20 protein-coding genes are annotated in these 23,217 nt (G+C 54.7%); 10 read left to right on the forward strand and 10 right to left on the reverse strand.

Annotation, left to right across the window (positions count from 1 at the left end; translation table 11 throughout):
• Positions 1–64: 64 nt before the first annotated feature.
• Entirely contained in the window at positions 65–682 is a 618-nt protein-coding gene (locus G497_RS16300; RefSeq protein WP_034636257.1) for an NUDIX hydrolase, read from the reverse strand.
• Between the two features lie 235 nt (positions 683–917).
• Here G497_RS16300 and G497_RS0102360 point away from each other — a divergent pair, with 235 nt between their 5' ends.
• From G497_RS0102360 to secG, 3 genes are all read left to right on the forward strand, one after another.
• The gene (locus tag G497_RS0102360; protein ID WP_051257747.1) at positions 918–1,451 is read left to right on the forward strand and encodes a GNAT family N-acetyltransferase; all 534 of its coding nucleotides are present in this window, start codon (positions 918–920) and stop codon (positions 1,449–1,451) included.
• 72 nt (positions 1,452–1,523) lie between these two features.
• Positions 1,524–2,273, forward strand: a complete 750-nt coding sequence (gene tpiA / locus G497_RS0102365; protein WP_027186943.1) for a triose-phosphate isomerase — start codon at positions 1,524–1,526, stop codon at positions 2,271–2,273.
• Between the two features lie 194 nt (positions 2,274–2,467).
• A complete protein-coding gene (gene secG / locus G497_RS0102370) occupies positions 2,468–2,827 on the forward strand; it encodes a preprotein translocase subunit SecG (RefSeq protein ID WP_027186944.1) in 360 nt (119 codons plus the stop codon).
• Between the two features lie 244 nt (positions 2,828–3,071).
• Here secG and G497_RS0102375 read toward each other — a convergent pair whose 3' ends face one another.
• On the reverse strand, positions 3,072–4,328 hold the full coding sequence (locus G497_RS0102375; RefSeq protein ID WP_211228732.1) for a glutamate-5-semialdehyde dehydrogenase: 1,257 nt from the start codon (positions 4,326–4,328) through the stop codon (positions 3,072–3,074).
• Between the two features lie 17 nt (positions 4,329–4,345).
• Positions 4,346–5,485 (reverse strand): glutamate 5-kinase, encoded by a 1,140-nt coding sequence (proB, locus tag G497_RS0102380; protein ID WP_034636259.1) that lies wholly within the window; start codon positions 5,483–5,485, stop codon positions 4,346–4,348.
• Positions 5,486–6,498: 1,013 nt separating this feature from the next.
• Here proB and G497_RS0102390 point away from each other — a divergent pair.
• On the forward strand, positions 6,499–7,449 hold the full coding sequence (locus tag G497_RS0102390; protein WP_027186947.1) for a chemotaxis protein: 951 nt from the start codon (positions 6,499–6,501) through the stop codon (positions 7,447–7,449).
• 80 nt (positions 7,450–7,529) lie between these two features.
• Positions 7,530–9,557: a methyl-accepting chemotaxis protein gene (locus G497_RS0102395; protein ID WP_027186948.1), complete on the forward strand. Its 2,028-nt coding sequence runs from the start codon at positions 7,530–7,532 to the stop codon at positions 9,555–9,557.
• 88 nt (positions 9,558–9,645) lie between these two features.
• On the opposite strand, the gene G497_RS16305 is transcribed toward G497_RS0102395, so the two are convergent.
• Together G497_RS16305 and pgl are read right to left on the reverse strand one after the other, a co-directional pair.
• A complete protein-coding gene (locus G497_RS16305) occupies positions 9,646–12,000 on the reverse strand; it encodes a Tex family protein (protein WP_084515922.1) in 2,355 nt (784 codons plus the stop codon).
• Positions 12,001–12,114: 114 nt separating this feature from the next.
• Entirely contained in the window at positions 12,115–12,846 is a 732-nt protein-coding gene (pgl, locus tag G497_RS0102405) for a 6-phosphogluconolactonase (RefSeq protein WP_027186949.1), read from the reverse strand.
• A 439-nt stretch (positions 12,847–13,285) separates the two neighbouring features.
• On the opposite strand from pgl, the gene G497_RS16310 reads away from it, so the two are divergent.
• The 5 genes from G497_RS16310 (at position 13,286) to argC (ending at position 17,372) form a co-directional block, all read left to right on the forward strand.
• Positions 13,286–13,735, forward strand: coding sequence for a hypothetical protein (locus G497_RS16310; RefSeq protein ID WP_034636261.1), 450 nt, complete (start codon positions 13,286–13,288; stop codon positions 13,733–13,735).
• Positions 13,736–14,002: 267 nt separating this feature from the next.
• Positions 14,003–14,239 carry a YMGG-like glycine zipper-containing protein gene (locus G497_RS0102415; RefSeq protein WP_027186950.1) on the forward strand — a complete coding sequence of 79 codons (237 nt, stop codon included), beginning with the start codon at positions 14,003–14,005 and terminating at the stop codon, positions 14,237–14,239.
• Positions 14,240–14,522: 283 nt separating this feature from the next.
• Positions 14,523–15,689, forward strand: a complete 1,167-nt coding sequence (locus G497_RS0102420) for a pyridoxal-phosphate-dependent aminotransferase family protein (protein ID WP_027186951.1) — start codon at positions 14,523–14,525, stop codon at positions 15,687–15,689.
• Between the two features lie 82 nt (positions 15,690–15,771).
• Positions 15,772–16,032, forward strand: a complete 261-nt coding sequence (locus tag G497_RS0102425) for a DUF1844 domain-containing protein (protein WP_027186952.1) — start codon at positions 15,772–15,774, stop codon at positions 16,030–16,032.
• A gap of 275 nt (positions 16,033–16,307) precedes the next feature.
• Positions 16,308–17,372 carry an N-acetyl-gamma-glutamyl-phosphate reductase gene (gene argC / locus G497_RS0102430; protein ID WP_027186953.1) on the forward strand — a complete coding sequence of 355 codons (1,065 nt, stop codon included), beginning with the start codon at positions 16,308–16,310 and terminating at the stop codon, positions 17,370–17,372.
• Positions 17,373–17,505: 133 nt separating this feature from the next.
• Here the strand turns inward: argC and G497_RS0102435 are convergent, their stop codons facing one another.
• From G497_RS0102435 to G497_RS0102455, 5 genes are all read right to left on the reverse strand, one after another.
• Complete coding sequence (locus G497_RS0102435) at positions 17,506–18,633, reverse strand: hypothetical protein (protein WP_027186954.1); 1,128 nt, start codon at positions 18,631–18,633, stop codon at positions 17,506–17,508.
• Positions 18,633–19,553, reverse strand: a complete 921-nt coding sequence (locus G497_RS0102440; RefSeq protein ID WP_027186955.1) for a transglutaminase-like cysteine peptidase — start codon at positions 19,551–19,553, stop codon at positions 18,633–18,635. The genes G497_RS0102435 and G497_RS0102440 overlap by 1 nt, the downstream gene beginning before the upstream one ends.
• 561 nt (positions 19,554–20,114) lie before the next feature.
• The gene (locus tag G497_RS0102445) at positions 20,115–20,921 is read right to left on the reverse strand and encodes an inositol monophosphatase family protein (RefSeq protein WP_034636263.1); all 807 of its coding nucleotides are present in this window, start codon (positions 20,919–20,921) and stop codon (positions 20,115–20,117) included.
• A 36-nt stretch (positions 20,922–20,957) separates the two neighbouring features.
• Positions 20,958–21,980 (reverse strand): rod shape-determining protein, encoded by a 1,023-nt coding sequence (locus G497_RS0102450; RefSeq protein ID WP_027186957.1) that lies wholly within the window; start codon positions 21,978–21,980, stop codon positions 20,958–20,960.
• Between the two features lie 141 nt (positions 21,981–22,121).
• Positions 22,122–23,144 carry a GAF domain-containing protein gene (locus G497_RS0102455; protein ID WP_169726958.1) on the reverse strand — a complete coding sequence of 341 codons (1,023 nt, stop codon included), beginning with the start codon at positions 23,142–23,144 and terminating at the stop codon, positions 22,122–22,124.
• Positions 23,145–23,217 lie beyond the last annotated feature (73 nt).

A 23,217-nucleotide genomic window follows, 5' to 3' on the forward strand; every position in this document is an offset into this window, starting at 1 on the left:
GGGGGCAGCGCCTACCAAAGGAAATACAATCTGTTCAATGGGACAATACTTTCAAATAAAGCTACTATTCTTCTTCTGCCCCTTGCTTGCTGGCACCCAAAAAACCGGGCTGCCCCACGGCCCAGGCCAGTTCCGGTTGCAGCAGTTCTGCGGCATCTGCCACCAGGCCCGTCAATTCATCGGCATCCAGCACGCTGAACACCCCCGGCGCATGAAAAAAGGAAACGTGCAGGTCTGCTGGCATACGTGCCCCATACAGAGTGCGAAAATGCGGTTGTTCCTGCCCTGGCCCCATGCTTGCCACCTGCCGCAGCACCGGGGGCACACAGAACAAAAATTCCGCATACAGCCGCATAGCAGTATCTTCCCGCGCTTCTCCTGCTTCCACAAAACCACTGGGCAACGCCAGCAGGGGCAATTCTCCTGCTCCTGGCCTGCCCCCAGCAAGGATTGGGGCAGGGGCGGTGGAAGGCACAGGTTGGCGGCACACAACAAGTTTTCCTTCCGGGGTAAACAGGGCCACTACTACCTGCCGCCGGGCAAGCCCCTGCCGGGCAGCCTGCACCCCCGGCATGTACAAAAGCGGGGTGTCGCCGCCATCCACCACCATGCATGTGCTGGCAACAGTATGGCGGAGAACAGAAATTTTGGAAGCCGGAAATGATTTTGCTGTTTTTTTCATTGTATCGTACAGAAGGTTAATGCATACTCACGGCGGGCTACGGAAACGCTTGTGCCGTGCCAACCGAAAAACCGAGTGATTCCCCAAAGGCCATTTTAAAGTGCTTCCCTGGCAACAGTTTTTGCCCCTGGAAGCGCCCAGTACACGCAGGCAGCACAGCGTGTAGCAAAACAGGGGCTGCCGTACCGCTTGGGTGCACCGCCCATACTGAAGGATACTGAGCAGAGAACCCGCAATGCATAGCGTGAAACCACAGCTTACCATACACGCCCTTGGCAGGGAAGATGCCCCCGCCCTGGCCCAGCTTGAAGCGGCCTGCTTCAGCACACCCTGGCAGGCAGAGCAGTATGACCAGTTCATTGCCTCGGGCATGGGGCAGGCGCAAGGCCCCGCGCCCTTGGCGCAGGCTTTGGCCTGCTGCCCCAACAAGGCCGCGGCGGGGTTTGTTGCCGGGGCCGTTACTGCCCACCACGAACTGGTGGGGTATATTTCTTTTGTGGCCCAGTTTGCCGCAGGTGAAATTGAAATTTATAATGTGGCTGTAGCCCCGGCCATGCGCCGTGCAGGCACTGCCAGGCAATTGCTCACAGCCATGCTTGAAGCCGCCACAGGAACAGGTATTGCCCAATTTTTCCTGGAAGTGCGGGAACACAACCTGCCCGCCCTGGGCCTGTATTACGGCGCAGGGTTTAGCCTGTGTGGCAGGCGCAAAGCCTATTATGCGGATACGGGCGAAGATGCCCTGCTGCTGAGCCTGGAGAAACGCTGAGCGTTTCCCAAATGCCATGTACCTAGTCCTTGCACTCAATATTTTATTATCATCAACTGATGGAGCCCCCTCATGAAACTGCTCATGGCTGCCAACTGGAAAATGTACAAGAATCAGGAAAGTGCCCGCGCCACCCTGGTGGAGCTGGCAACACGCATTGCCCCATTGCCGCAAGACAGGGAAGTGGCTGTGTTTGCGCCCTTCACCCTGTTGCCTGCCTGTGCCGCTGCCGTGCAGGGTTCCCCCATACGCCTTGGGGGGCAAAACTGCTACCCGGAATCGGAAGGGGCCTTTACCGGGGAAATTTCCCCCGGCATGTTGCAAGACGCAGGCTGCACCCTGGTGCTTACCGGACATTCCGAGCGCCGGGCCATTTTGGGTGAAAGCGACGAATTTGTGGGCCAGAAAACGGCCTTTGCCCTGCAACTGGGGCTTGATGTGGTGCTGTGCATTGGGGAAACCCTTGCCCAGCGTGAAGCAGGAAAACTGGAAGAAGTGCTGGCCCGCCAACTGGCGGCAGGCCTGGCAGACGTGCCCGCTTCAGTGCCACCGCAGCGCATAAGCATAGCCTATGAACCTGTGTGGGCCATTGGCACAGGCAAGGTGGCAGGCCCGGTGGAAATTGTGGCAGCCCACACCGCAGTGCGCCACATGCTGCACAATAATTTTAAAGAAAATGCCAGCCAAGTACGCATAGTATATGGCGGAAGTGTGAAACCGGATAACGCCAAAGAAATTATTGCACTTGACAACGTAAACGGAGTACTGGTAGGTGGAGCTTCTTTACAAGCAGAAAGTTTTAGCCGTATAGCTCTTGCCTAACGCGTCATATCCTTATATACTGCGTTGTTCGTAAGAGAAGGAACACAGGTAAACGCCTGTAAGTGTTGCCCGCGCAACACCACACAAGGCACCACCCGTTCCGCCGCAAAGGTACCTGCCCACGCATTGTGTGCCAATTGCCCCATGGCAACCACCGCCTTTGCACCACCCATTGCCAGCAAGAGGATAGCCCCTTGGAAAAAATGGTTCTGATACTCCACATTGTTATTTGTGTGCTCCTTATTGTCCTTGTACTCTTGCAGTCTGGCAAGGAAGGCATGGGCGTCATTTTTGGTGGGGGCAACACCTCGCTTTTTGGCAGCTCTGGCGCTGGCGGTATTCTGGTAAAGCTTACCACCTTTGCAGCCATTATTTTTCTGGTAACTTCGCTGGGCTATAATATTTTGAGCTCATCCAAGTTCAAACACAGCTCCACCATTCTTGAAATGGTAAAGCAAGACCCCTTCCGTGCTACTCCCCCGGCTGCCCAACCCGCAGCCCCGGCTACCCCTGCCACACCAGCCTCCCCGGCAGGGAATACAACAGCCAACTAGTCTGTTTTCTTGCAACGCAAAAAGCACTGTATGCAACCCATACAGTGCTTTTTGTTTTTTAGGGGCCATTGCACAAGTGAAATTGTTGCACTTCTCTTGGGGAGGCTCTGCCTCCCCAACCCCCTCCGCCAAGGGCATGATGCCCTTGGAACCCGCATCAGCATTTACTTTTCCGCTTTGCGGGAAAGTAAATGCAAATGGGGGGGCAAGGGGCGTCACGTCCCCCAGCCCCCCTCTGTCAACTTTACCGAACGGTATAGTTCCCCTGGGCAATCCACTTATACGTTGTCAGCGCATCCAGCCCAAGCGGCCCACGGCCGTGCAATTTTTGGGTGCTCACCGCCACTTCGGCCCCCAGGCCAAACTGCCCGCCGTCGTTAAAGCGTGTGCTGGCGTTCACAAATACCGCACCGGCATCTGCCCCTTGCACAAACTGGTGGGCCGTTTCCATGCATTCCGTCAGAATGGCCTCGGAATGCCCGTTGCCATAGGCACGAATATGGGTCAGCGCTTCTTCACAGCCAGGCACCACATGTACGTTTACATCAAGGGTAAGCCATTCACTGTGCAGGGCTTCTTCCGTAACAGGAATTGCTGTGCCGGGCGCAAAAAAAGGCATGGCCTGCGCCGTGGCATGAAAACGCACGCCAAGCGCGCCCAGGTATGCCACCATGCGGGGAATAAATTCTTCGGCAATACCCGCATGCACCAGTACCGTTTCCACAGAATTACACACGCTGGGGCGCTGTACTTTAGCATTTTCCAGTACAACAAGACTTTCTGGCTGCTTTGCCGTTGCATCCACAAAAATATGGCACACCCCAATACCCCCAAGAATAACGGGAATAAGAGAGTTCTCCTGACAAAAGCGTTGCAGCCCAGCGCCACCACGGGGAATAACCATATCCACATAGCGGTCAAGGCGCAGCAAGTCACCCACCAAAGTCCTGTCCGGGTCAGTAATGGCCTGCACAGCATCTTCCGGCAGGTTATGGGCTGCCAGCACCCCACGCATCACCGCCACCAAGGCTTCATTGGTGCGCCGCGTTTCCTTGCCGCCACGTAAAATAACGGCGTTTCCCGCTTTCAGGCACAGGGTGGCCACGTCCACAGTGACATTGGGCCGGGCTTCGTAAATTACCGCTACCACCCCAAGGGGTACACGTTTACGCACCATGTTCAGGCCGCGCCCCAGGTCGGCGCCATCCAGCACTCTCCCCACGGGGTCTGGCAGGCTGCATACGACTTCCACATCAGCCGCAATGGCTTGCAGCCGCTGGGGGGAAAGCAGCAGGCGGTCCAGCATGGCGCTGGCCATACCGTTTTCCCTGGCTTCCTGCACATCTTGTTGGTTGGCGGCGCAAATGGGGCCTTCTGCCTGACGCAATGCCTTGGCAATGCTGCGCAGCAAGTCGTTCTTGGCAGCGGTGTCACACACGCCTAAAGCATAGGAGGCGTTTTTGGCCGCTTGCCCCATGGTTAGCAGTCTGTTTGTTTCCATGATGCCCTCTCGTTAACTTATAAATTCTCTGTATCTGCGGCATTGCGGGAACGAATAATACAATCATCCCGGTGAATAGCCACAGGGCCATAATCGTAGCCCAGCACAGCGGCAATACCTTCTGAATGCAGGCCTTTGATGCGCTGCATGTCGTCGCTGTTATAGCAGGCAACGCCGTGGGCAATGTCTGCCCCGTGCGGGGAAAGAATACGCACCACTTCACCCCTGGCGAAAGTGCCGCCCACCCCGGTAATACCTTTGGGCAGTAAGGAACTGCCCCGTTCCAGCAAGGCCTTTGATGCCCCTGCATCAATATGCAGGCTACCAGCAGCAGGCGGGCCGAACAACCACAGCTTGCGCGACTCCAGCGGGTTCTTGCAGGGCAAAAACCGGGTGCCCACACTTTGGCCTGCCAGCACAGCAGGGATAACCTTGGCGTTTGCCCCTGGGGCAATAACCACAGGAATACCCGCCTGTGTGGCAATTTCCGCTGCCTGAATTTTGGTAATCATGCCCCCTGTGCCAAGCCCGGAAACACTCCCCCCGGCAAGGCGGTAAATATCTTCTGTTATGGCAGGCACTTCAGGAATAAGCTGGGCACTCGGGTTATTACGCGGGTCGGCGGTGAACAGCCCTTCCTGGTCGGTAAGCAGCACAAGGGCATCTGCCCCGGCAAGCACCGCTGCCAGGGCGGAAAGGGTGTCGTTGTCGCCCACCCGTATTTCCGAGGTCACCACCGCATCGTTCTCATTAATAACCGGCACAATGCCGTGTTCCAGCAGGGCGCGCAAGGTGTCGCGGGCGTTCAAAAAACGCTCCCTGTCTTCCAGGTCTGCCCGGGTAAGCAGCATTTGCCCCACGTGCAGGCCATAAATACCAAACAAGTTTTCCCACACCCGAATAAGACGGCTTTGCCCCACTGCGGCAAGCAGTTGCTTGCAGGCAACCGTTTGGGGCAGCACAGGGTGGCCCAGGTGTTCGCGCCCGGCTGCAATGGCCCCGGAGGTAACAATAATAATACGGTGCCCCTGCTGGCGGGCAGCGGCACATTGGCGCACAATTTCCATCATATGGGCCTGGTTCAGGCTGCGGGTACCCTGCGTTAGCACGCTGGTGCCCAGCTTCACCACCAGGGTAGAACCACTGTGTGTTGTCATGGCGTTATCCACTCCGTCTATGCAATATTGTCCCACTTTTGTTGGCAAAACTACGCAAAACGTAGTTTTGCAATGGTCTTGATTTTGCTTCACCCTGCGCGAAGAGTTACCCAAGCTTATGCAGGTGTCCCAAAAAAGTAAATACATTGTGTTTGGCAATCACCGCTGCACGTCTTTTCTCAGGGGAACACTTGCCCCCAGCACGTATTTTTTCACACCAGCAGAAAAATAATTGGCACACACTTTTACCATGGCTACCCAACCTTCCCCTTGTGCCAGAATATGCCAGGCACAAATTCATACCATTATCTTGTGTTTTTTCACCAGCGATTAGCTGGTTTTATTGTGGAAGCTCCACAAAATTGCCACTTTTTTCTCTTTCTTTATTGCCTAAAAGTGGCGTATCATTCTATACGTTCTTCACTACCTCCCCCCTCTCTTCCACATGGTATGTCTTTTATGGTGCACCACGTTGATGTTGTACTTTACCCTCTGTTTTGAGAACACAGTAGGTATCAATACTGTCCAGCTATCTTTTTGTTCTCTGCCAAGCATTACCTTAAAAGAGAGGACAACAAGAGGTGATTATAAAGGCAAACGACACGCTACGCGGGCAATTTTGTAAGCAAAATAGCCCCAATGCTCTCCGGATTTGTAGCCGGAGGCATTGAGCAGGTGTGGCATGAGCACCATGGAACAATTGGGCACGTGTTAGAAGGTGCACCCTGGCTTTTCCCATAATGTTCGCTATTTGACCTAAATGAAAACACAGGGTTGGCCGATACATATGAATGACACAAGATATTACTTTCCGGCTATCTTTTTTGCTCTCTGCCAAGCGTTCCGCAAAAGGTGAGACAATAAGAGGTGACTGCAACCACAAACAACACGCTACACGGGCAATTTTGCAAGCAAAATAGCCCCAATGCTCTCCTGCTTTTTAGCCAGAAAGCATTGGACAAAAGAAACAGCTTTGGCTGACGTCCATAACCATATGGCTAGAGGAAACACCCATGTCGCACAATAATATTCTGCTTGAATCAGGCACCAACGAACTCGAAATTGTTGAGTTTTACATTGATGAACCAGGGTACCGTGGTCATTATGGCGTAAACGTCGCCAAGGTTATTGAAATAATTCGTACCCAGCCCGTTACTTCCATGCCACAAATGCGCCACCCTGCCGTTATGGGGGCATTCCCCCACCGCGACGGCAAGGTTGTTCCCCTGGTGGACCTTGGCAAATATTTGATGAAGGGGGCCATTGACCAAAACAATGCCAAAATTATTGTTACAGAGTTCAACTCCATTGTCACGGCCTTCCTTGTTTCCGGGGTAAACCGTATTCACCGGTTGAACTGGAACGAAGTGGAAGAACCGGGTGGCTTTTTGCAAAATATGAGCGAAAACACGGTAACCGGGGTTATTCGCCTGGAAGGCCGCGTTATTTTTATGGTGGACCTTGAAAATGTGGTGGCCAGCATAGACCCTGCCCTGGCTATTAAACTGGCTGAATTCGCCCCCAAAACGGCGCTTGATTCAGAATACGTCATTTTGCATGCAGACGATTCCGGCAGCATACGTGCCCTGGTAAAGCGTATGCTTGAAAAAAGCGAACGTTTTAAGGTGGTGCAGGCCACCAGCGGGCAAGAAGCCTGGGACATTCTTATGCGCTATAAACAGCGCGTCCTGGATGAAGGCATTGCCCTGCGAGACGTTGTACAAGCCGTGGTGACCGATGTTGAAATGCCTCGCATGGACGGGCTTACCTTGTGCCGCCTCATCAAGGAAGACCCAATTCTGAAAGAATTGCCTGTGGCCCTCTTTTCTTCCCTCATTACGGAAAAGCTGGAGCACAAAGGCCTTTCCGTGGGGGCAGACGCCCAGTTTGCCAAACCGGACCTGCAGGCCCTAAGTACGAAAGTTATTGACCTCATTACCACAAAAGCTGCTGGCCACCATTAACATACTCCCCAGCCAAACAATGGGCACCAATAAGCGCATTCATGTTTGGCCAGGAAAAATATAAATGAGGGGAATTTGAAATGCGCATTAACTTACTCGTAAAAATAGCAGTGGCTCCTGTACTGGGCCTGATTATATTAGCAGCAAGCATTGCCTTTGGTGTGTACTATTACGTTGGTGCCGGGTTTGATGCCCAGGCAGCCCAGGAACTGGCAGGCAACCAGCAGGCAGTTAGCAGCCAACTGGCAGACATGGAAAAACGTGTTCTGCTTGCCGCCCGCCTAGTGGCAGAACGGGGTGCCACTATTACAGCCCTTGAAAGTGGCAATGGGGCTGCGCTTGTGCCTTTTGCCCAAGAATTGGTGGGGCAACGGGGCGTGCACCTGGTAACCATTATTGATGCACAAGGCAACGTGCTGGCCCTTGGGCACACGGCCACCCAAGACAATTCCGTGAAAAATTTGCATGTGGTGCAAGAAGCGCTGCAAGGCAGAACCAGCGTAAGCATGGAACCCGGGGGAACTGTGAAGCTGGCCATGCGCGCTGCCGTTCCCATTCAGCATAATGGCAAACTGCTTGGGGTAGCCATTGCCGGGTACAACCTGGGCGAAAACGACTTTGTGGATGGCATCAAGCAGCGCCTTGGGGCGGAAGCCACTGTATTTGCAGCGAACACCCGCATAGCCACAACCATTATGCAAAATGGCCAACGGGCTGTGGGCACAGCAATGGACAACGCAGCAGTGCTGGACCGTGTGCTGACCCAAAAACAAACGTTTACCGGACGCAACACCATTCTTGGTGCCCCTTACGACACCATATACTGGCCGCTGCTTACCCCCACCGGGGAAGCCGTGGGCATGCTGTTCCTTGGGCAACCACGGGCCGCAATTGAACAAGCCGAACGCTCTGTTGTGGGCTCTGTTCTAGTTATCACCCTTGTTTTCCTTGTGTTGCTCAGCGTGTGTTTTGCCTTTATTGCCAGGTCCATAGTGCAGCCCATTCTGCAATCCACCAATTTTGCCAAGCAGGTTGCCGCAGGTAACCTTGAAGGCAAGCTGCACATTACTTCTGGCGATGAAGTGGCAGAACTGGCAGGAGCACTGAACACCATGGTGGGCGCACTGCGCAACATGATAACCACAGCCCAAACAAAAACAGATGAAGCCGCAAAACAGGCCGAAGCTGCCAGGGTTGCCATGAAAGAAGCAGATGCTGCCCGCCTGGCTGCCGAAAACGCCAAGCGAGAAGGCATGGTGCAGGCCGCCAACCGCATTGAAAGCATTATGGCCGAGGTGAGCGCTGCTTCCCACGACCTTGCCGGGGAAGTGACCCGCTCCAGTAACGGGGCAGAAGCCCAGGCCCACCGCATTATGGAAACAGCTTCAGCCATGGAGCAAATGAACACAACCGTGCTGGAAGTTGCCCGCAACGTTTCCAATGCGGCCCAGGTTGCCGGGCAAGCCAGTGGCCGTGCCCTGGAAGGCCGCGACACCGTAAAGAACATGTCCATTGGCATTAATGGCATGCAGCAAAAGTCGCTTTCCCTCAAAGAAGAAATGAGCAGCCTTGGGCAGCTTGCTGAAAATACCGGGCAAATCTTGAATGTTATTTCGGAAATTGCCGACCAGACAAACCTGTTGGCCTTGAACGCTGCCATTGAAGCGGCCCGTGCCGGGGAAGCCGGACGCGGCTTTGCCGTGGTAGCCGATGAAGTGCGCAAACTGGCGGAAAAAACCATGACCGCCACCAAGGAAGTGGGCGACGCCGTAAACCGCATTCAAGCTGGCACCAAAAGCAATATGCAGCATGTAGACAGCGTGAGCAGTAGCGTGGACCAACTGACAGAACTCGCCCATAGTTCTGATTCTCTGTTGCAGGACATTGCCTCATTGGTGGAAGGCGGAGCCCATGAAATGCGCCAAATAGCCACTGCCGTGGAAGAACAATCTGCCGCAAGCACCCTTATTAACCAGGCCGTGGAAGAAGTTTCCGGCATTTCACGCCAAACCGCCACAGCCATGCAAAGCGCAGCGGAAATAGTGGAAGGCCTTGAAGGCCAAGTGAACGCCTTGCAACGCCTCATTGAAGAGCTGAAACGCGGGTAATCGCACGCCGCACAAGTAAACAAACCAAGGCCCTGCAAAGAATTTCTTTGCAGGGCCTTGGTTTTTATGCAGAATAACGCTGTGCTTCCTACCCGCGCTTCAGGCTGGCAAAGGGGTTGTTAAACCCGCCGCCGCCAGATTGTTCTGGGCGCTGCTGGCTGTTTTTGCGGCTCTCATCCCTGCCCCCCTGCGGGGGGCGGGCATGCCCTTTGCCCTGGTCACCCTTGCGTTGCGGCTGGCCGTGCTGTTCCGGCCTGCGCGGGCGTTCCGGCTGCCGTGCCCTGTCTTGCTGGCCACCAGCTTCCCCGCGGGGGGCAGCGCCTTCGCCCGTGCGCATGGTCAGGGAAATGCGCTTGCGCGGGGCGTCCACTTCCAGCACCGTCACAAACACTTCCTGGCGCACCGCAACCACGGTGTGTGGGTCGCTTACATACTGGTCAGCAAGCTGGCTGATGTGCACAAGGCCGTCCTGGTGCACGCCAATGTCCACAAAGGCCCCAAAATTGGTGACGTTGGTGACAATGCCGGGCAGGCGCATACCCGGTTGCAGGTCTTGCATGGTGGTCACGGCTTCATTAAAGGCAAAGGCGCTGAAGGCCGCACGGGGGTCGCGCCCCGGCTTTTCCAGTTCTTTCAGAATATCGGTAATGGTGGGCAGGCCAAAGCGGTCGTCCACATACTCTTCAGGCCGCAGCTTGCGGCGTGTTTCTTCCTGCTGCACCAAATCGCTAGGGGTGCAACCCAGGTTTTTGGCCATGCGCTGCACCACGGGGTACGATTCCGGGTGCACGGCAGAAGCATCCAGCGGGTTTTCCCCGCCCCGAATGCGCAAAAATCCGGCGGCCTGCTCAAAGGCCTTGGGGCCAAGGCGTGGCACTTTCAGCAAGTCTTTACGCTGGCGGAAAGGGCCATTGGCGTCGCGGTAGGCCACAATGTTGGTGGCAAGGGAAGGCCCAAGGCCGGAAACGTGGGCCAAAAGCAGGGCGCTGGCGGTATTTACATCTACCCCCACAGCGTTCACGCAGCTTTCCACCACATCGGTAAGGCTTTGCTTTAAGGTGGTCTGGTCCACGTCGTGCTGGTACTGCCCCACCCCAATGGCCTTGGGGTCAATTTTCACCAGTTCAGCCAGGGGGTCCATAAGGCGGCGCCCAATGGAAATGGCCCCGCGCACTGTCAAATCAAGGTCAGGGAATTCTTTGCGGGCTGTTTCGGAAGCAGAATACACGCTCGCACCGCTTTCGCTTACCACCACAATGGGAATACTCAGGCCAAGGCCGCGGGCCAATGCCTCCGACTCCCGGCTGGCAGTACCGTTGCCAATGGCAATAGCTTCTGCCCCAAAGCGGCTGGCCAGGGCTTGTAACTTGCTGGTGGCTTCTGCCCGCTGGTTATCGCTCAGTATATACACCACATCATGGTGCAGCAGTTTCCCCTGGGCGTCCAGGCAGGCCACCTTGCAGCCTGTACGGAAACCGGGGTCTAAAGCCAGCACCCGCTTTTGCCCCAGGGGGGAATCCAGCAGCAGGCCGCGCAGGTTGCGGGCAAACACGCCAATGGCCTCTTTTTCCGCCTTTTCCCGCAAGGTATTACGCAGTTCCGTTTCCATGGCAGGGGCCAGCAGGCGCTTGTAGCCGTCTTCCACAGCAGCACGCACTTCCTGCCCTGCCGGGGAACTATTACGGCAAAACTGGCTGCACAGGGCGTTCAGGGCCAATTCTGGCTCTGGCTGCACTTTCAGGGTTAAAAACCCTTCATTTTCACCGCGCAGCATGGCCAGCACCCGGTGCCCGGCAGCCTGGGCCGCAGGTTCTTCCCACTGGAAATAATCGCGGAACTTGGCCCCTTCTTCTTCCTTGGCCTTGGTAACCGTACTGGCAAACAAGGCCTTGCGCAAGAACAGTTCCCGCATGGCAGTGCGGGCTTCGGCATTTTCGTTCACCAGTTCGGCAATAATATCCCGCGCTCCGGCCAGGGCTTCTTCCACACTGGCCACCCCTTTTTCCGCATCCACAAAGGCCTGGGCAGCCTCGGCTGGCTGCATGCCCGCCTGCTGCTCCAGCAAGGCAAGGGCCAGTGGTTCCAGCCCTTTTTCCCGTGCCATCATGGCCCTGGTGCGCCGCTTGGGGCGGTAGGGCAGGTAAATGTCTTCCAGCAGTGCCATGGTACTGGCCCCTTGCACCGCCGCTTCAAGTTCGGCAGAAAGCAGCCCGCGCTCTTCCAGGGAGGCCCGAATGGCTGTTTTGCGTTCTGCCAACTGGCGCAGTTGGGAAAGCCTGTCGCGCACGGCAGTAATGACTACTTCATCGAGGGAGCCGTGGGCTTCCTTGCGGTAGCGGGCAATAAAGGGAATGGTGGCCCCTTCGTCCAGCAGGGCGGCAACTGCGGCGCACTGTTGTGGAGCAATGGCAAGTTCCTGGGCAATGGTAGAAAAATCGTTCATGGGCAAATGGGGGGTGTGTACGGGGGCACGGGTAAAAAGTGGAGGAAACACCATGGCCCAAAGGCACACACAACGCGCCTTTGGGCCACAGCAAAGAAGGCAAAAATAGCCTGCTTACCCCTGGTATGCTGTATTATCAATAATCCAGCAGAGTTTACCGTTGTGCGGGCGTACCATTTGGGCTGGCAGCATGGGGGCAGCCATCAGGTTCAGGGCGGTGGTGAGCACGTGGTTCTTTTCCCTGCCGGAAGCCAGAAAAACGCAGCAGCGGCAGTTGTTCAGCACGGGCAGGGTCATGGTAAGGCGGCTTTTTTTCAGCTTGGGAATATAGGCGTCCATGACAAGGCGTTTTTTTTCTGCCATTGCCGGGTCGCCAGGGTACAAAGAAGCGGTGTGGCCGTCTGAGCCAACGCCAAGAATGACGCAGTCGAACCGGGGCAGTTCACCTTCTTTCAAGGAAAAGTGGTCTTGCAACAGTTTTTCATAATCCAGGGCGGCTTTTTCAGGGTGTTCTTCGCCTTTCATACGGTAAAAACGGGTGGCTTCCACCTTGGAAAGCAGCTCCTGCCGTGCTGCACGGTAATTGCTTTCTTCACTTTCAATGGAAACGCAGCGCTCGTCCACCCAATATACCATGGTATTGGCCCAGTCTATTTTGGTGGCCCAGTCCGGGTGCGATAACAGGCGGAAAAGAGGCAGTGGCGTTTTCCCACCGGAAATGGCCAGGGAGAACACCCCGCGCTCTGCAATGGCGGCTTTGCTTTGTTCCACCATAAGGAGTGCGGCCTGTTCTGCCATTTGTTCTACGTCAGCAGCTACATACAAAGAAAGATGTGTTGTAATCATAACCTGAGCCCGGTTCCTGTATAATTGGGTGAATGGGTGGGGCCTTGCGTCCTTTGGCCATGCCGGGAAAAATGAGAAGGCAATTGCTTCCGGCGTTGTCAACCATGGTGAAAGGTATACCGAAAGAGCCAAAAGGGCAAGGTACACGCATACTTCTTGGTTCTCTTGATACAATGAGTACAGATTGTTTCAACAGACACACCTAAAAAGGCCCGATAACCCGGCACAAAGTATTTGCCCGGCGCGGCGAAATAAAGGAACCGCAGGACAATAGACAATAACACATGGACGAGACACAAGAAAAGGAGTATCCTATTCAAAATATACGCTCTTATATGCGCTTTTGTTTTACCTTCTGCTCTTGTACCCAATTCGCCACACACTACCCAAACGGCATGTACCTGCGCTGGCCGCAGCCATGCCACTACAGGAGGACACCATGAAGAAATCATTATTGGTTTTACTGCCAGCCCTGGCCCTGCTCTGTAGCCCCTTGCCCGCAGCAGGGGCAGCACCCACTGCGGCGGAAACACAAAACAGCGCCGGGGCAACCCCGCAATTGCGGGCAGACCACGCCCCCGTGGTGCAAATGCGCCACTGGCAAGCTTCCACCAAAGAAGAAAAGCAGGCCTTCCTGGCAGGCATGGTGACCATGCTGGAACTGGAAAAAGAATGGCAACGGCGTGATGGCCGCAAGCCCCTGCCTTTTGACAAAAGCCTGAACAGTGCCTGGATGCATGGATTGAACGGGCAAACCCTGGATTCCTTGATTAATGTGCTGGACGCACACGCCAAGGCAAAGCCCCAAGACATGAACAGGCCCGTAGTGGAAGTGCTGTGGTACCTGTATGCCCAGCCTGCAAAAGATGCCGCTAAAAAAGGAAAATAATCCCCTGCTACTTGCGCAACATACAAACGGATACCCCCTGTTGCAGGCAACAAGACCATATTTAAGACTATTGCATAATAGTCTTAAAGCGACTTCCCGCAGGGAAGACGCTCCAAAAAGCACGAGTAAAGGAAATTAATTTTCCTGTAAAATGAGTGTGTTTTGTGACTTAGGCCATATTTCGCTCTGCGCAGGCAGAGGGAAATATGATGGAAAAAGCACGTAAAACGTAGTTTTGCAATGGTCTTTATTGAGAGGAGAAATACCATGAAAGCATTTATTATAAGCTGTTTATTGGCTGGCGGGCTTTGCCTTGGCGCAGCAGGCTGCACAAACATGAATAAAACCCAGCAAGGTGCCTTAAGCGGCGCAGCCATTGGCGCTGGTGCCGGGGCAGGCATTGCCGCCATTTCCGGTGGCAGTGTGGGCACCGGGGCTGCCGTGGGTGGTGCCCTTGGTGGTGTTGCTGGCGGCATTCAGGGCCGCAACCAGTCACGCTGGTAGAACAGAGAGAAATTTTTGGTTTTTCCGTGATTTCTTACCACCTTGTAATGCTCTGGTCACTGCAAAAGCGGTTGCCAGAGCATTACAACCTTAAGACTATGGAAAAAACACGCAAAACATAGTTTTGCAATGGTCTTACATTACACTGCGCTTCCATGCCGGCCGTGCTGCAACCACAGCAGGGCATTTTTTTCACATAAATTTGGGGGCAAAGAGCCTGTGTGGGTTGAAGAAGCGCGTTTCTTTTTGTACTATTGAAAAAAATACGGAAAGGACCACCCACATGCTCAATAAACCGCGTTTGCTCACCCCCGGCCCCACCCCACTGCCTGAACGTGTGCGCCTTGCCATGGCCCACGACATGATTCACCACCGCAAGGCGCAGTTTAAAGCCCTGTTTGGCGAGGTGCAAACAGGCCTGAAAGAACTTTTTGGCACAACTCAAGTGGTACTGCCCATGGCCGCTTCCGGCACCGGGGCCATGGCAGCCGCCGTGACAGGCTTGTTCCAGCCGGGTGAAACTGTACTGGTGGTGGAAGCTGGGCGCTTTGCCGAACGCTGGTCTGAAATTTGCCGTATGCACGGCATTCATGTAGTGGTCATTACTGTTCCCTGGGGCGAAGGGGTTGCCCCGCAAGCTGTGCAAAAAGCACTTGCCGCCCACCCGGAAGCTTCCGGGGTGCTTATGCAGCTTTCAGAAACTTCCACCGGGGTGCAGCACCCGGTAAAAGAAGTGGCCGCCATAACCCGTGAAAGCAAGGCCCTGTTGGTGGTAGACGGCATTTCCGGTGTTTCCATTGCCCCCTGCCCCATGGACGCCTGGGGCATTGACTGCCTGGTTACGGGCTCCCAAAAAGGCCTTATGCTGCCCCCTGGCCTTGCGCTGTTGGCCTTTTCAGGCCGGGCCTGGCAAAAGGCAGAAGGCGTGCCCCCGTGCAATTTCTATTTCAACCTGCTGGCTGAACGTGAAAATTGTTTGAAAAACCAAACAAATTTCACCACCCCGGTAAGTCTTATTGTGGGCCTGCGGGAAAGCCTTGCCATGTTCCGCGAAACAGGGCTTGAAGCTGTGTACCGCAAGCAGTGGGCCCTTACCCGCATGGTACGTGCCAGCGTGAAGGCCATGGGCCTTACCCTGTATGCCCCCACCCATTTTGCCTGGGGCGTTACCAGCATTTTACTGCCGGAAGCCATGAATGCCAGCACCCTTGTGGCCCATGCCACCAGCCAGCATGGTGTTATTTTTGCCGCAGGGCAGGGCCACATGAAAGACCGCATGGTGCGCTTTGGGCACATGGGCTGGGTGGATTATGGCGACATTTTGGCCGGGCTGCATGCCCTGGCTGCCTCCTATGTAGCCCTTGGCGGGTTTATTTCCTGCCGTGACTACCTGGAACAGGGCCTGGTGGCCTACCACACTGCGTTGCAGGAACCCATTACCCTGGTTTAAGCACCGGCTGCCAAATAAGGAAATTCCCATGACAGACCATTCCGAAAATACCACGGAAAACACCAGCGAAGGCCAGGGCAATATGGGGTATTCACCTATTATGCCCATGCCCACGTTCTCCACCTTCATTCTCTCCCTGGCCTCTTCTGCTCTGGTACAACTGGGGGAAGCGCCAGACCCCTCCAGCGGAAAAATGGAAGAAGACATTGCCCTGGCAAAACACACCATTGATATTCTTTCCATGCTCCAGGAAAAAACACAAAGCTGCCTGGATGAAGATGAAAAGCGCCTCATGAACGGCCTTTTGTATGAATTGCGTATGAAGTATGTGGTAAAACGATAGAAACGCTGATTTATTCCGTTTGGCGGCGTTGCTTCACTTTTTTTGAAACGGGGCAGGACCGAAGAGTCCAGCCGCCGTTTCAAAAAAAGCTCGCGCCTTGTCAAACGAAATAACTACGCGTTTTTTAAAGGCTACTTACCAAACGATGTACGAAGGAAACACATTTGCGCTGACCCTCCCACGTGGTGCGAAAGTCAGCAGATATTCTTGCTAGAGTTGCACCAGGCCGTGGAACGGAACGACAGTGCTTTCTCAACAGACATAAAGGAGCTGCCATGAAGGCAGAACAGACAATTCGGGTAGGGCTTGTGGGTGTAACGGGTTACACGGGCATGGAACTGGTGCGCCTGCTGGCAGGGCACCCCCGCATGCAGTTGGTGCAGGTTACTTCCCGTAAAGAAGCAGGCACCCGCCTGGACGAGCATTACCCCTTTACCCAGGGCCTGCCCTGCGGGGAACTGGTTATTTGCGAACCAGACCCAACAGCGCTTGCTGCCGGGTGCGACATTGTGTTCCTTGCCATTCCACATGGTGCTGCCATGAACATGGGGGCAGAACTGGTGAACAAGGGGTGCCGCGTGGTGGACCTTTCAGCAGACTACCGCCTGCGTGACATTCCCACCTATGAAGCATGGTACAAGGTGGAACACACCCAACAGGCCATGCTGGCCGAAGCGGTGTATGGCCTGCCGGAACTGTATGCCGCAGACATTGCCAAAGCACGCTTGGTAGCAAACCCGGGGTGCTACCCCACTGCCTCCATTCTGGGCCTGTACCCTGCCCTTAAAGCAGGGCTTGCACAGCCCGATGATATTGTGATTGATGCAAAATCCGGCACCAGCGGGGCTGGGCGCGGGGCAAGCGTGGGCACCTTGTTTTGTGAAGTTTCCGACACCTTTCGGGCCTACAACCTGGCAGCCCACCGCCACACCCCTGAAATTGAGCAGGAAGTTTCCCTTGTGGCCGGAGTGCCCATTACCCTTTCCTTTAACCCGCACCTGTTACCCGTAAACCGGGGCATTCTTGCCACCATTTACACCCGCTTGGCAAACGACAGCACCACAGTAGAACAGGTACATGCCGCATACAAAGAAGCGTATGCCCCCCACAGTTTTGTGCGGGTTTTGCCCTTGGGTAAACTGCCGGAACTGAAGAACGTGCGCGGCACCATGTTCTGCGACATTGGGCTGGTGGTAGATAAACGTACCAAACGCCTGATTATTGTGAGTGCCATTGATAACCTGTGCCGTGGCGCTTCCGGCCAGGCAGTGGCCTGCGCCAACCTTGTGGCCGGACTGCCCTTGGAAACGGGGCTACGTCTTGCCCCCATGGTCCCCTAAGGAAACGCTGATTTATTCCGTTATTTTTCTAGCTTAGACAGCCTATTTCTCTATAGGAGTTGCAGAAAAACAGGCGCAAGGGAATACTATTCTCTTGCGCCTGTTTCCTTTTTCCCACCCCCAAATAACTACTTTATTTGGTCGGCTCTTGGGGCATGGCAGGCCAGGTGGCAACGGGCATGGCTTGTTCCGGGGGCAACAGGGCTTTGCGTGTAAACCGGGCCACAAAAGGGGCAGGCCAGGGCGCTTCCGGCAGTTGCAGGCTGCCCCCCAGGGCTATATCGCCGTTGGGCAGGGGGGCAAGGCACACCAAAAAGGCCTTGGGCAGGGGGGAAGGCGTGCGGGTTATGCTGCCGTGTGGGGCCTGTATGACATACAAAGAATCCCCAAGGGCAATGGCGGCCTCGGTGTTGCTCAGGCCCACCAAGCGCAAAAAATTTGCGGCATCTGCCTCTGTAGGAATGTCCACATGGCGGGTTACGCCGGAAGGCAAATGCACAAGGCCCACACGCAACTGCTTGTCGCTGGTAAACCCGGCTGTAAGCATGAAATCGCCAAAAAACAGGGTGGGCACAATAACCTGCGGGTAGCGCACTGTGGCAGGAAATTGCGGCACTGGCACTACCTGCTGCAACGTGCCTTCCAGGGAAAAGAGAGCCAGTTCCAGCCCCCTGTGCCTGTGCGCTGCTGCCAGCACAAGCCCATGTTGCCACTGGCCTATGCCAAAGCTGGCCGTGTAGTCTGTGCCAGCAAGGCTGGGCTTGCGCCACAGCACCTGCCCCTGTGCATCAATGGCCCACAGTTCATTGGTGCCATCTGCACGGGTGCCTGCCAGGGCAAAAAAAACCTTGCCTGGGGCAGTGTGCACAAAGGTGCCAGCCGTTTCGGTAAAAGGAGTTGCCACAGTGGCAATGGGTTCATAACTAGTGGAAAAGAGTGAAACACCCGTTTCCTGATTCAAAATAAAGTTGTTGTTGCACAGCAGAATGCTGTTTTCCCCCACCACCACCTGCCGGGCCGGGGCAGTGTTCAGAATCATGCCCGGCACAAGCAAACCCTGGTTGTTCAGGCGGAACAGGGGCCGGCTTTCAAAATTGCCATTAATAATGACCCCTACACTGTGGGGCAAAGGGAACACATGCTGGGTGTAGCCTGTGCGCTGGGCGTCTGCCGGAAGGGTTTGCAACCACAGGGGAGTGGCCCCCCAAGTGGGGGTGTGCAGCAGGCACACCAAAATAAGACTACAGAACAATGCACGCATTATGGCTTCCTTGTGTCTGAAGAGGCAAACAAGCTTACAGATGCAGGCCCTATGGCAAAAATGGGCATATACGTTGTGTTGTAATGCACTGGAGTTTGCCCCAGCACGCGCAGGCTGTCCAGCACATACATAACGTGCTCTTTCGGGTCTTGCACCATTAGCACGGCATGGCCAATAAGCCCTTCCTTGGTAGGGGCGTACACCGCAACTATTTGCATTTGGGCAGCAGGAACGCCCGCTTCCAGAAGCAAACCAAACTTATACATGGCAAAGTCTTCACAGTCGCCCCCCTTGGCCCCCCCGTATTTTGGGTTCAAAAATTCGCTGGGCAACATCCAGTAGTCTTCCTGTTGTGTTGTTCCATTTTCCGTGTGCTTGGGCTCGGCAAAGTACTTGAACTGATTCCCTAAAGTTTCCGTGACCAGCACCTTGTCCAGCAATGAATCTTTTTCCGCAATGCGGCGCAGGGCATACTGGAAGGATGCATCAGTCTCTCTCAAATGGGAAACGTCTTCCGGCACCTGGGCAAGGCGGTCATACCGTTCGCGCAGTTGCAGGGCAGAAGGAAAGGCATCTGCCAGGGCCAAAAGTTGCTCCGGGGTATACTGGTGCTTTTCCTCAACCCCCCAATACCTGTTCAGGGGCATGGGGCTGTTGCTGAGGTCTTGCGTCTTCTCCCGCATCTGTTTCTTGTTTACCGCCTTGCCCGGGGCCTGCTGCGCTGGTGCCACCAGGGCCGGGTAAGCATCCAGGTGCAGGTGTTCACCTTCCATGTACTGCTTTGCACTGGAAGCGTGTTTTGCCACCATGCCTGTAACAGGAAACACACAAGACAGGGCCAACACACACAGTATGCCAAAGACCCAAGCTCCCCAAAGAGCATGGTTGCGGGTAGATGGTGTGGCTGGGGGCCTTGCCATGGGTTCTCCTTATGACACACGAAAAGACAATGCCACAGCAAGCCATGAACCGTGCCTTGCGGATACTCTTTCACATAGTGTAGAATCATTGCAAAAAAAGGAGTCTTGTCATGCTTGATACAATGCATACACATGACAAATAACGAATACCACATCACATTCAATGTTTCAATAAATACAGGTTCTACTATCTAGAGCAATTTCACGTTAAAAATGCTCGGTGGCAGCAACGTGGCCACCTGCGGAGCGTGTCGTTTTATGATATGGAGACCATTGCATAAAGTAAAAATTCTTTCTCAATTTTGGCAAGAATCTTGGACGAAAATGACTGTAAAACCATTGATACCAGTGAAAAATTGTACAGGCATGAATTTTAATGAACGAGATATTACCGGGCATGACGCCCTTGGGGCAACCATTCGTGCTTGCTTTTCGGAACAGTAAACGCAAATGGGGGTACAAGGGGTGTCACGTCCCTTGCAAAGGGCTGGGGGATTGGGGAAACAGCCCTTGTGCAGCGTCCCCCAATGAACGTCACTATAATTCCCTGGCTCATGATCCTTACTTGTTGGTATGCACCAGCAAGGCCTGTATGTTTGTATGCACACCCGGTGCTGCGGCGAGAATCTCCCCATTTTCCAGGCACATGGGGGTGCCATTGCAGGCAGTCACCACGCCGCCTGCTTCTTCCACCAGCAACCAGCCCGCGGCCATGTCCCACGGCTTCAGGCAATGCTCATAAAAGGCATCAAACCTGCCACAGGCCACCCAGGCTAAATCAAGTGCTGCCGCACCGCACCGCCGCACACCCTGTGTGGCGGGTAAAATAGCCTGAAGACGCTGTATAACAAGCGGCAATTCTTCCTGCACAGTGTAAGGAAACCCGGTGGCCACAAGCGATTTATGCACTTCCGAAGCGTTGCTTACCCCAATGGGCACACCGTTGCACCAGGCTCCGCCGCCGCGCACTGCTGTGTAGCATTCTCCCAGCAGGGGCAGGTTTATTACACCAAGCTGCACCTGCCCGTGTGCCCACAGGGCAACGGAAGTAGCCACCAGGGGCAGGCCGTGGGCAAAATTGGTGGTGCCGTCCACTGGGTCAATAACCCAGCAGCAGGCGGGCAGTTCCAGGCTTTGGGCACTTTCTTCCGCCAAAAAGGCAGCTTCCGGCAGGCAAGGGGCCAAGTGGGTGTGCAAAAAAGCTTCCACCGCAAGGTCCGTTTCTGTCACCAGATCTATGCGCCCCTTGTAGCGAATGGTGCGCGGGGCAGCGTTGTGGCGGCGAATGATTTCGCCAGACTGCTGCACAATGGCGGCAACCTGGGCTAACAGGGCAGGGGAGGCAAAGGCAGAAGGAGAGGAGGGCATATGGGTGTTATCTTTATGGAATAAATCAGCGTTTCCCTAATTGATGAAGACGCTGTTGTACAGCTTCAAATCACTCAAGGTGCGGCCTGTGCCGCGCACCACAGTGGTGAGGGGGTCGTCATCCACCAGCACACTAATGCCTGTGCTTTTGTGAATAAGGGTATCAAGGCCTTTAAGCAGCGCCCCGCCGCCCGCCAGGAGCAGGCCGTTTTCCCCCACGTCAGCCGCCAACTCCGGCGGAAGTTTTTCCAGTGTTTTATGGAGGGTAAGCAAAATTGCCCGTACAGGTTCGGTTAAGGCTTCGCGGATATGTCCATCGGTCACCTTAACGGTGCGCGGGGTGCCTGTTACCACGTCTTTGCCTGCCACTTCCACAATAAGCTGTTCTGGCAGCGGGTAGGCAGAACCAACGGCAATTTTTACCCGCTCTGCCATGTTGTCGCCTATGTATAACTGAAGTTCGCTTTGAAAATACCGTTTTACGGCACTATCCATGGCGTCGCCCGCCACACGAAGCGATTCCGCATGGGCCACAGCGGAAAGAGAAATAAGGGCTACCTCGGTGGTGCCCCCGCCAATATCAATAACCAGGTTGCCAAGGGGCTTGTGAATGGGCAGGTTTGCCCCAATGGCGGCAGCCATGGGTTCTTCAATAAGTCGCACCCGGCTTGCCCCGGCAAGCTGGGCGGCTTCAATAACAGCCCGCATTTCCACCTGGGTGATGCCTGTGGGAACGCAAATGACAATGTTTGGCCTGGCCAGGCTGAACCCCATGATAACTTTGCGAATAAAAAAAGAGATGAGTTCTTTGGTGACTTCAAAGTCAGCAATAACACCATCTCGCATGGGGCGCACAGCCCGAATGGTTTTTGGGGTTCTGCCAAGAAATTCCTTGGCTTCACGGCCCACGGCAAGCACTGTTCCCTTTTCTGCATCTAGGGCCACTACAGAAGGTTCGTTCAGAACAACACCTTTTTGCGGTGTGTACAGCAACGTGTTGGCGGTGCCAAGGTCCATGGCCAGATGCGCGCCGAACATTTCTAAGAGTTTCCGGAACATATGGTTCTCAGTTCTGGTAGTTAGTAGGAGTGGGCCAAATTCATTTTGTAGTGAAAATGCGTGGATGTGAAACAGTGTGAGAAAGAGGATATCAGAAAATAACACGATTCACTAGGGCCTAATTCTTGCCGTGCAAGTTTCCTAGCTGTTTGGTTGCTGTGCCTGCCTGTGCAAGCGCTTCAAGTGGTCTTTCACGTACAGGTTTTCAAGGAACAGGGCCAAATGTTCTCCAGCCATGTTCACAAATTCCTTCAGGTGGTCTTCCACCTCCAGGGGGTGTTCATGGGCAAGGCTCAGCACGGCCCGTGTTTTGCGGTGAATAACAAGGGGCAGGGCATAAATGGTTTGAAAGGTGGGCACACCCTCTGTTTTTCCTACCAGCAGGGGGTCTGCCCCCATGTGGGCGGCGCAGTTCACCACCGGGGAAGAATGCCGGAAAACCCACCCCGCAACCCCGGCAGCAATGGGGAAAGAAGCATCGCCCTGGGCCAGCAGGGTAACGTTTTCCCCCTCCACAGAATAGCTTTGCCCTTGCTGGTCCAGGGTAAACAGGGAACAGTAGGAAAAGCCGGAAACAGAGGCCAGCAGGCTTAAGAATGAACGCAAAAAATCGTCCCACCGGGTGTGGTGGTGGCGCAGGGTGTATATCATGCGTAAAGCGGCATAATATTTACGGGCCGAGCGGTATTTTTCCAGTGTGCCATCTTCTGCCTGCATGCGGCTGATGAGGTCGGCAAACAGGTGCAGCATTTTCTGGTCTTTTTCCGAAAAAGAATACTGGCGCTTGCTGTCTACACACAAGGCACCGCCCTCGCCAGGCAAGGGGCAACCCATAAAGGCTTTTATGTGCTGTTCCTCGTTGTCGTTATAATACCCAAGGTGGTTTTGGCGCTGGTCAAAGTTCACCACAAGCAATGGTTCTGCATTCCGCAAGATCCAGCCCACAAGCCCACGCCCCTGGGCCACAAGTGCATCGGTATCTATTTTTTCCCCCAGGCTGAAATGGGCTGCAAGCTGGAAGGCCTGTTGCCCTTTTTCCCCTTCATGGGGGGCGGCAGGCAGGAAAAGACAGGCAGAATATGTGTCTAACACACTGCACAAAATACCAAGAAGGCGTTGATAGCTGCTGCGCTGCATAAAAGTCCTGTGGTTAGGCGAAATCATAAAAATGGAAACTTCCTTATGCATACAGCAGGAAGCCATTGGTTTCAAGTGGTGGCTTGGCCTTGCTGTATTC

The sequence above is a fragment of the Desulfovibrio cuneatus DSM 11391 genome, from assembly GCF_000430005.1.
Classification (GTDB): Bacteria; Desulfobacterota; Desulfovibrionia; order Desulfovibrionales; family Desulfovibrionaceae; genus Frigididesulfovibrio; species Frigididesulfovibrio cuneatus.

Excerpts from the sequence above, each read along its gene's own strand:
- pgl (WP_027186949.1), bottom strand. The coding sequence starts at position 12,846 with ATGATTACAACACATCTTTCTTTGTATGTAGCTGCTGACGTAGAACAA.
- proB (WP_034636259.1), bottom strand. The coding sequence starts at position 5,485 with ATGACAACACACAGTGGTTCTACCCTGGTGGTGAAGCTGGGCACCAGC.
- G497_RS0102435 (WP_027186954.1), bottom strand. The coding sequence starts at position 18,633 with ATGCGTGCATTGTTCTGTAGTCTTATTTTGGTGTGCCTGCTGCACACC.
- G497_RS0102390 (WP_027186947.1), top strand. The coding sequence starts at position 6,499 with ATGTCGCACAATAATATTCTGCTTGAATCAGGCACCAACGAACTCGAA.
- G497_RS0102360 (WP_051257747.1), top strand. The coding sequence starts at position 918 with ATGCATAGCGTGAAACCACAGCTTACCATACACGCCCTTGGCAGGGAA.
- G497_RS16310 (WP_034636261.1), top strand. The coding sequence starts at position 13,286 with ATGAAGAAATCATTATTGGTTTTACTGCCAGCCCTGGCCCTGCTCTGT.
- argC (WP_027186953.1), top strand. The coding sequence starts at position 16,308 with ATGAAGGCAGAACAGACAATTCGGGTAGGGCTTGTGGGTGTAACGGGT.
- G497_RS16300 (WP_034636257.1), bottom strand. The coding sequence starts at position 682 with ATGAAAAAAACAGCAAAATCATTTCCGGCTTCCAAAATTTCTGTTCTC.
- G497_RS0102375 (WP_211228732.1), bottom strand. The coding sequence starts at position 4,328 with ATGGAAACAAACAGACTGCTAACCATGGGGCAAGCGGCCAAAAACGCC.
- G497_RS0102420 (WP_027186951.1), top strand. The coding sequence starts at position 14,523 with ATGCTCAATAAACCGCGTTTGCTCACCCCCGGCCCCACCCCACTGCCT.
- G497_RS0102425 (WP_027186952.1), top strand. The coding sequence starts at position 15,772 with ATGGGGTATTCACCTATTATGCCCATGCCCACGTTCTCCACCTTCATT.
- G497_RS0102440 (WP_027186955.1), bottom strand. The coding sequence starts at position 19,553 with ATGGCAAGGCCCCCAGCCACACCATCTACCCGCAACCATGCTCTTTGG.
- G497_RS0102415 (WP_027186950.1), top strand. The coding sequence starts at position 14,003 with ATGAAAGCATTTATTATAAGCTGTTTATTGGCTGGCGGGCTTTGCCTT.
- G497_RS0102395 (WP_027186948.1), top strand. The coding sequence starts at position 7,530 with ATGCGCATTAACTTACTCGTAAAAATAGCAGTGGCTCCTGTACTGGGC.
- G497_RS16305 (WP_084515922.1), bottom strand. The coding sequence starts at position 12,000 with ATGAACGATTTTTCTACCATTGCCCAGGAACTTGCCATTGCTCCACAA.
- tpiA (WP_027186943.1), top strand. The coding sequence starts at position 1,524 with ATGAAACTGCTCATGGCTGCCAACTGGAAAATGTACAAGAATCAGGAA.
- G497_RS0102455 (WP_169726958.1), bottom strand. The coding sequence starts at position 23,144 with ATGATTTCGCCTAACCACAGGACTTTTATGCAGCGCAGCAGCTATCAA.
- G497_RS0102450 (WP_027186957.1), bottom strand. The coding sequence starts at position 21,980 with ATGTTCCGGAAACTCTTAGAAATGTTCGGCGCGCATCTGGCCATGGAC.
- G497_RS0102445 (WP_034636263.1), bottom strand. The coding sequence starts at position 20,921 with ATGCCCTCCTCTCCTTCTGCCTTTGCCTCCCCTGCCCTGTTAGCCCAG.